This is a genomic window from Streptomyces flavofungini (assembly GCF_041028215.1).
Lineage (GTDB): Bacteria > Actinomycetota > Actinomycetes > Streptomycetales > Streptomycetaceae > Streptomyces > Streptomyces flavofungini_B.
The window spans coordinates 1-6,982 of record NZ_JASKYR010000418.1 but is presented as its reverse complement, the minus strand read 5'-3'; the positions used below and the strand labels follow the sequence as shown (position 1 = coordinate 6,982).

The 6,982-nt window shown below is 72.6% G+C and carries 6 protein-coding genes; 2 read left to right on the top strand and 4 right to left on the bottom strand.

Going from position 1 to position 6,982, the window contains the following annotated elements:
* Positions 1–63: 63 nt before the first annotated feature.
* Both AB8Z36_RS25565 and AB8Z36_RS25560 read right to left on the bottom strand, forming a co-directional pair.
* Positions 64–612, bottom strand: coding sequence for a DinB family protein (locus tag AB8Z36_RS25565; protein WP_369215729.1), 549 nt, complete (start codon positions 610–612; stop codon positions 64–66).
* Positions 613–643: 31 nt separating this feature from the next.
* Positions 644–1,849 (bottom strand): serine hydrolase domain-containing protein, encoded by a 1,206-nt coding sequence (locus tag AB8Z36_RS25560; protein WP_369215728.1) that lies wholly within the window; start codon positions 1,847–1,849, stop codon positions 644–646.
* A 369-nt stretch (positions 1,850–2,218) separates the two neighbouring features.
* On the opposite strand from AB8Z36_RS25560, the gene AB8Z36_RS25555 reads away from it, so the two are divergent.
* Positions 2,219–4,276: a phosphocholine-specific phospholipase C gene (locus AB8Z36_RS25555; RefSeq protein ID WP_369215727.1), complete on the top strand. Its 2,058-nt coding sequence runs from the start codon at positions 2,219–2,221 to the stop codon at positions 4,274–4,276.
* 55 nt (positions 4,277–4,331) lie between these two features.
* Here the strand turns inward: AB8Z36_RS25555 and AB8Z36_RS25550 are convergent, their stop codons facing one another.
* Complete coding sequence (locus AB8Z36_RS25550) at positions 4,332–5,243, bottom strand: DMT family transporter (RefSeq protein WP_369215726.1); 912 nt, start codon at positions 5,241–5,243, stop codon at positions 4,332–4,334.
* Positions 5,240–6,091 (bottom strand): phosphatase PAP2 family protein, encoded by an 852-nt coding sequence (locus tag AB8Z36_RS25545; protein ID WP_369215725.1) that lies wholly within the window; start codon positions 6,089–6,091, stop codon positions 5,240–5,242. Before AB8Z36_RS25545 ends, AB8Z36_RS25550 begins: the two co-directional genes overlap by 4 nt.
* 161 nt (positions 6,092–6,252) lie before the next feature.
* Here AB8Z36_RS25545 and AB8Z36_RS25540 point away from each other — a divergent pair, with 161 nt between their 5' ends.
* A complete protein-coding gene (locus AB8Z36_RS25540; RefSeq protein WP_369215724.1) occupies positions 6,253–6,837 on the top strand; it encodes a TetR/AcrR family transcriptional regulator in 585 nt (194 codons plus the stop codon).
* Positions 6,838–6,982: the final 145 nt, after the last annotated feature.

Here is a 6,982-nt window from a genome sequence, read left to right as displayed (position 1 = left end):
CGTGAGGGACGACCACCGTGGCGCCCCCGCTATTCCCCGCCCCGCCGGGCCGGCATCAGCASGTCACCATCCCACCGCCCCGTCGATCCGCTCCCGCAGCAGATCGGCGTGGCCGTTGTGCCGCGCGTACTCCTCGATCATGTGGATGAGGACCCACCGCAGCGACACCGGGCCCAGCCAGGGGTCCTCGCCCTCGACGTCCAGGTCGGCGGCCCCGGTGACGAACCGCTCGGCGAAGGCCACTTCGGCCCGCCATGCCTCCCAGGCGGCGGCGACGGCCTCCGGTTCCGCGCTCGCGTCGTCGAAGTCGGCGTCGGCGTTCTCCGGTGTGGCGTAGCGCGGCGCCACGTCCTGGCCCGCCAGGTCCCGCCGGAACCAGCGGCGTTCCATGTCGGTGAGATGGCGGACCAGGCCGAGCAGGGAGAGCGCGGACGGCTCCACGGAGCGGCGGGCCAGTTCGGAGGAGAGTCCCGCGCACTTGATCTCCAGGGTCGCGCGCTGCGACCGCAGGAAGCCGGTGAGCAGGGTGCGCTCGTCGCCGGTCGCGGGGCCGCCGTAGCGGGGGTCGGACTCCTGGCCGGTGAAGAACGCCGTCCGTCTGCTGGTCGTCATGCCCCCATCATGGCCCGAGGCGCGGCCCCGCTCACCGTCCGCCCACGACCCCGCCCCGCTCGCGCAGCGCCCTGTAGAGCGCGTCCACGAGGTGATAGCTGCGCAGGTCCTCGCCGGAGGTGCCCGCGCCCATGCGGTTCATGACATACCCGTAGGCGACGCGGTTCTCGGGGTCCGCGAAGCCGTAGGAGCCGCCCGCCCCGCCGTGCCCGAACGCGCGGGGGTTGGGGCCCGCCTGCCCGTACTGATTGAGCATGTAGCCGAGGCCCCACGGCCAGGCCGCGCCGAACGGGCTGCCCGCCGCGAGCACCAGATCCGGTTCCTCGCCCGCGCTCTGCGAGGTGCGCAGCCGCTCCACCGCTCCGGCGGACAGCAGCCGCCCGCACGCCAGTTCCGCGTAGACGGCGGCCATGCCGCGGGCGGTGGCATGGCCGTTGGCGGAGGGTATCTCCGCGCGCCGGTAGGCCGGGCCGTTCACGTCGCCGAGCGGCAGATAGCGCAGGGCCAGCGTGACCGGCGCCATCGGATGCTCGTCGAGCCCGCCGACCGGCGGCTGCGGCGCGTCGCCGAAAATGGTGCCGCCGGGCGCCGACCCCTCGGGGCGCGCCATGTCCGCGCACCGCCCGTGCTCGCTGTCCGGGGTGCCGACGTGGACGTCGGCGCCCAGCGGCCCGGTCACCTCCGCGCGCAGGAACGCGCCGAGCGAGAGCCCGCTGATCCGCCGCACCACCTCGCCGACCAGGAAGCCGAAGGTCACCGCGTGGTAGCCCTGCGCGGTGCCGGGGCGCCACCACGGCGCGGTGGCCGCGAGCGCCTCGGTGACCTTCTCCCAGTCGTGGACGGCCCCGGGCGGCAGCGGTTCGGCGGGCGCTATCAGCCCGGCGCGGTGGCTCAGCAGCCACCGCACGGGGATGTCCGCCTTGCCCGCTCGGGCGAACTCCGGCCAGTAGCGCGCGACCGGTGCGTCCAGGTCCAGTTCGCCCCGGTCCACGAGCAGGTGGGCGCAGAGCGCGGTCAGGCCCTTGGTCATGGAGTAGGTGTTCACCAGCGTGTCGCGCTCCCAGGGGCGCTCGCCGGAGCGGTCCGCGTCACCGCCCCACAGATCGACGACCCACTCCCCGTCCACCGACACGGCGACGGCCGCCCCGAGATCGCCGCGCTCGGCGAAGTTCCTCGCGAACTCCTCGCGGACGGGTTCGAAGCCGGGGGCGCAGCGGCCGTGGACGCGTACGGGCATGGAACCTCCTTGGCAGGGGACCGGACCGTATCGTCCCGCATGGTTGCCTTCGGCACCTACCCCCGGGGCGCATCCGCCGCACCCCCGGATGTGAGGGTGCGGTGAAAGAGATCAACCGTGGACGGACGGGAAACCGCGCGGGCGGACCGTGCCGCCGCACGGCGGCTCGGTCCAGGCACCGACGCCTGCCCCGACGCCCGTTCACCTGTGGCCGGAGGCGAACGTCCCGACAGGGCGGGGCCTTGTGTCCTCGGCGCCAGAGGTTGGACTTCTCTTCACACCCCCGTCACTGGCCCTTCCGTATCGCTTGCTCCCCTTGGCACACTTCACCCGCTCGCGTCCCCCACAGATCACGAGGTCGGAATCTCCATGCCTGAACTCAACCGGCGCCGCTTCATGCAACTGGCCGGCGGCACCGCGGCCTACGCCGCGCTCAACCAGAGCATCGCGCGCGCCGCCTCGCTGCCCGCCCGGCGGGCCACCGGCACCCTCAAGGATGTCGAGCACGTGGTCGTGCTGATGCAGGAGAACCGCAGTTTCGACCACTACTTCGGGACGATGAAGGGGGTGCGCGGCTTCGGCGACCCGCGCCCGGTGACCCTGCCCAACGGCAAGCCGGTCTGGAACCAGCCGAGCGGCGCCAAGGAGGTCCTGCCGTTCCACCCGGACGCCAAGGACCTGGGCATGCAGTTCATCGCGGGCCTCGACCACGACTGGGCGGGTGGCCACAAGGCGTTCAACAACGGCAAGTACGACCAGTGGATCCCCGCGAAGTCCGAGCGGACGATGGCGTACCTGGAGCGGAACGACATCCCCTTCCACTACGCGCTCGCCGACGCCTTCACGATCTGCGACGACTACCACTGTTCGTTCATGGGGGCCACCGACCCCAACCGCTACTACATGCTCACCGGCCATGTCGGCAACGACGGCAAGGGCGGCGGACCGGTCCTCGGCAACCAGGAGGCGGGGTACGACTGGACGACGTACGCCGAGCGCCTCCAGGCGGCGGGCGTCTCCTGGAAGGTCTACCAGGACATCGGCGACGGTCTTAACGCCGCGGGGCACTGGGGCTGGATCAACGACGCCTACCGGGGCAACTACGGCGACAACTCCCTGCTGTACTTCAACAAGTACCGCAACGCCAAGCCCGGCGACCCGCTGTACGACAAGGCCCGCACCGGCACCAACGCCAAGGCGGGCGACGGCTACTTCGACATCCTGAAGGCCGACGTCAAGGCGGGCAAGCTGCCGCAGGTCTCCTACATCGCCTGCCCCGAGGCCTTCACCGAGCACCCGAACTGGCCGGTCAACTACGGTGCCTGGTACATCTCCAAGGTCCTCGACGCGCTGACCGCCAACCCCGAGGTGTGGGCCAGGACGGCGCTCTTCGTCACCTACGACGAGAACGACGGCTACTTCGACCACATCGTGCCGCCGTACGTCCCCAAGGACGCCAGTCAGGGCCTGTCCACCGTGGACACGAAGCTGGACTACTTCCCGGGCAACGCCTCCTACGCGGCCGGGCACTACGGCCTCGGCCAGCGCGTGCCCATGATCGTCGTCTCGCCGTGGAGCACCGGCGGCTTCGTGAACTCCGAGGTCTTCGACCACACCTCGATCATCCGGTTCATGGAGCGCCGCTTCGGCGTCAAGGAGCCCAACATCTCGCCCTGGCGCCGCGCCATCTGCGGCGACCTGACCTCCGCGTTCGACTTCGGCGGCGCGGACACCGACCCGGCCGGGCTCCCCGGCACCGCCGCCTACGAGCCGCCGGACCACAACCGCCACCCCGACTACGTCCCCAAGGCGCCCGCCGTCCCGGCGCTGCCCAAGCAGGAGCGGGGTTCGCGGCCCGCACGCGCCCTGCCGTACGCCCCGCTGGTCGACGGCGCCGCCGATGTGGCCGCGGGGAAGTTCAAGCTGACCTTCACGGGCGGCGACAAGGCGGGCGTCTGCTTCCACGTCCGCTCCGGCAACCGCACCGACGGCCCCTGGACGTACACCACCGAGGCGGGCAAGACCCTCTCCGACACCTGGAACTCGGCGTACAGCAACGGGTCGTACGACCTGTCGGTGTTCGGGCCCAACGGCTTCCTGCGCACCTTCAGGGGGCCGAACAAGAAGGCCGGGCCCGAGGTCACCGCCCGCCACGACGGGACGACCGGCAACATCAGGCTGACCTTCAAGAACGCGGGCAGCACCGATGTGAACCTCAAGCTGTCCAACGCCTACGGCGGCGCGGCCCAGGCCTTCAAGGTCAAGGCGGGCGCCACCGTGCAGCACACCGTCGACCTGCGCGCCGCCAAGCGCTGGTACGACCTCACGGTGAGGTCCGACGCCGACGCGGGCTTCCTGCGGCGCTTCGCGGGACACGTCGAGACCGGCGCGGCGGGCGTCAGCGACCCCGCCCTCATCACCGTCTGACACGCCTGCCGTCCTCGGGCGTCGGGGGCCGGGTCACCACGGGTGACCCGGCCCCTCAGGGCCGCGACAGGTGCAGCGCCCGCGGTTCGGCGGGCTGCCCCGGGATCGTCGTCAGGTACTCCGGTACCGGCACGTCCGGGGCGGTCCGGGGCGAGCGGGTGAGCACCAGCACTCCGTACGCGGCCACCGCGGCGCCCGCCACCGCCAGGAGGATGCCCACGACGCCGCCCTGGAGCCGCTCCCCGAGCAGCGCCACCCCGATGACCGAGGCCGCGACCGGGTTGGAGAGCGTCACCACGGCGAGCGGGGCGCCGAGACCGCCGCGGTAGGCGGTCTGCGAGAGCAGCAGGCCCCCGGCGGCGAAGGCGGCCACGAGCAGCGCCACGGTCACGACCTGCGGGCTGAGCAGCGGCCCCGAGCGGTCGGTGACGGCGACCGTGACGGTCTGGGTGAGCGCGGAGGCGACGCCCGAGGCGAACCCCGAAGCGGTCGCGTGCCGCAGTCCCGGCCGGGTGCCCGGCCGGGAGAGCACGCCGATGACGACCATGGTCCCGGCCGCCACCACCAGCGCCTCCGGCACCGTCAGGGTGTCGTCCGGCGCCGGACCTGACGCGGTCAGAAGGAGTGCCCCGAGGCCGATGAGGGTGAGCCCGGTGCCGCGCCACTCCAGGCGCGTGACCCGGCGCCCCGCGAGGCGCGCGCCGAGCGGCACGGCGGCGACCAGGGTGAGCGCTCCGAGCGGCTGGACCAGGGTGAGCGGCCCGTACTTCAGGGCGGCCACGTGCAGCAGCGCGGCGGCGGCGTTCAGCCCGACCGAGGACCACCAGACGCCGCTGGCGAGCATCCGCAGGGCGCCGCTCCCGCCCTCGGTGACCCGGGCGGCGAGCCGCTCCTGGGCCACGGCCGCGGCGGCGTACGCGGCGGCCGAGACGAGGGAGAGCGCGACGGCGAGCAGGGTGGCGTTCACCGTCCGGCCCCCGAGGTGATCAGCTCGGACACGTCGGACCGGACCGGGGCCGGGGCCGCGCGGTGCCCGGGAGCGCCCGAGCGCCGTACGACCAGGGACGGCTTCGGGCGGGGCAGGCGGATCACCGCGAGCGCGATGCCGAGCAGCGCGGTCGCCGCGAGGGCGTCGAGCCAGTAGTGGTTCGCCGTGCCGACGATCACGAGCAGCGTCAGGAGCGGGTGCAGCAGCCACAGCCAGCGCCACCGCGTCGAGGTCGCCACGATCAGGCCGACGGCGACCATCAGCGCCCAGCCGAAGTGCAGCGAGGGCATCGCTGCGAACTGGTTGGCCATGCTGTCCGTCGCGGGCCTGGCCGCGTACACCGAGGGGCCGTAGACCTGCGCCGTGTCCACCAGATGCGCGGCGTTGAGCATCCGGGGCGGCGCGAGCGGGAAGCCCAGGTGCAGGGCGAGTGCCGCCGCGGTGAGCGCGGCGAGCACCCGGCGGGCCCAGACGTAGTGCCGGGGGCGGCGTGCGTAGAGCCAGACCAGGAAGAGCAGGGTCGCCGGGAAGTGCACGGTCGCGTAGTAGGTGTTCGCGACGTGGACCAGCGGTTCCCCGTGCAGCAGCAGATCCTGCACGCCGCCCTCGCCGGGCAGGCGGAGGGTGCGCTCGGCGTCCCACACGCGGTGCGCGTTGTGGAAGGCCTCGCCGGTGTGTCCGTTGGCGAGCTGCCTGCCGGATTTGTAGACGAGGAAGAGTCCTATGACGAGGAGGAGCTCGCGGACGAGGGGCGGTCGGGCAGATGTGTCCGGCTCCCGGACCGTCGGGTCCGGCTCCCGTTCGGCAGGCTCGGTGCGGGATTTCATCCCCCGGCCCCTTTACGTGACGACTGGGTGGTGCGGTGCTGAGTGAGGGGTCGCCCCACTCATCGATACGCCAGTGTACCGATACGGAGGCGTACCGGTACACTGGCGTATCGATAGGGGTCGATCGCATCGGGTCGGCCGCCGTACCGAGGAGAAGAGTCATGACGTCGACGTCTAGCCGCTCGAAGATCACGCCGGAGCGTGAGCAGGAGTTCTACGACGCCGTCCTCGACCAGCTCCGCGAGTGCGGTTACGAAGCGCTGACCATGGAGGGCGTGGCCGCGAGCACCCGGTGCAGCAAGTCCACGCTCTACCGCCAGTGGAAGTCCAAGCCGCAGTTCGTCGCGGCGGCGCTGCGGGCCAACCGCTGTGTGCGCTTCGCGGGCATCGACACCGGCACCCTCGCCGGGGACCTGCGGGCCGCGGCCCGGGTCGCGGGCGAGCAGTCAGGGCGCGACACCATGCTGGTCCAGGCGCTCAGCCACGCGGTCCTCCAGGACGTGGACCTCCAGCGGGCGCTGCGCGAGACGCTGGTCGAGCCGGAGCTCCAGGCCATGGACGCGCTGATCAAGCGGGGTGTCGAACGCGGCGAGATCGCGGCGGGACACCCGGCCGTGGAGTTCCTCACGGTGCAGCTCTTCGGCGTGGTGCGGGCCAGGCCGATCATCGAGGGCGAGCATGCCGACGAGGAGTACCTGACCCGATTCGTGGAGGCGTGCGTGCTGCCCGCGCTCGGCCTCACCTAGATCGTGGGCCCGGTCCCGTTGGATGACGGACCTGGGCCCGCCCGCGCCGCACCGTGGGGACGGGGGCGGCGCGCACCCCCGGGCCGGACGGGGTTCCTCCTGAGCGGCGAGGAACCCCGCCCGGTCCACCGAGCCCGGCGTCCCC

Coding starts and splice junctions, on each gene's coding strand:
- AB8Z36_RS25560 (WP_369215728.1), bottom strand. CDS start 1,849: ATGCCCGTACGCGTCCACGGCCGCTGCGCCCCCGGCTTCGAACCCGTC.
- AB8Z36_RS25565 (WP_369215729.1), bottom strand. CDS start 612: ATGACGACCAGCAGACGGACGGCGTTCTTCACCGGCCAGGAGTCCGAC.
- AB8Z36_RS25555 (WP_369215727.1), top strand. CDS start 2,219: ATGCCTGAACTCAACCGGCGCCGCTTCATGCAACTGGCCGGCGGCACC.
- AB8Z36_RS25540 (WP_369215724.1), top strand. CDS start 6,253: ATGACGTCGACGTCTAGCCGCTCGAAGATCACGCCGGAGCGTGAGCAG.
- AB8Z36_RS25545 (WP_369215725.1), bottom strand. CDS start 6,091: ATGAAATCCCGCACCGAGCCTGCCGAACGGGAGCCGGACCCGACGGTC.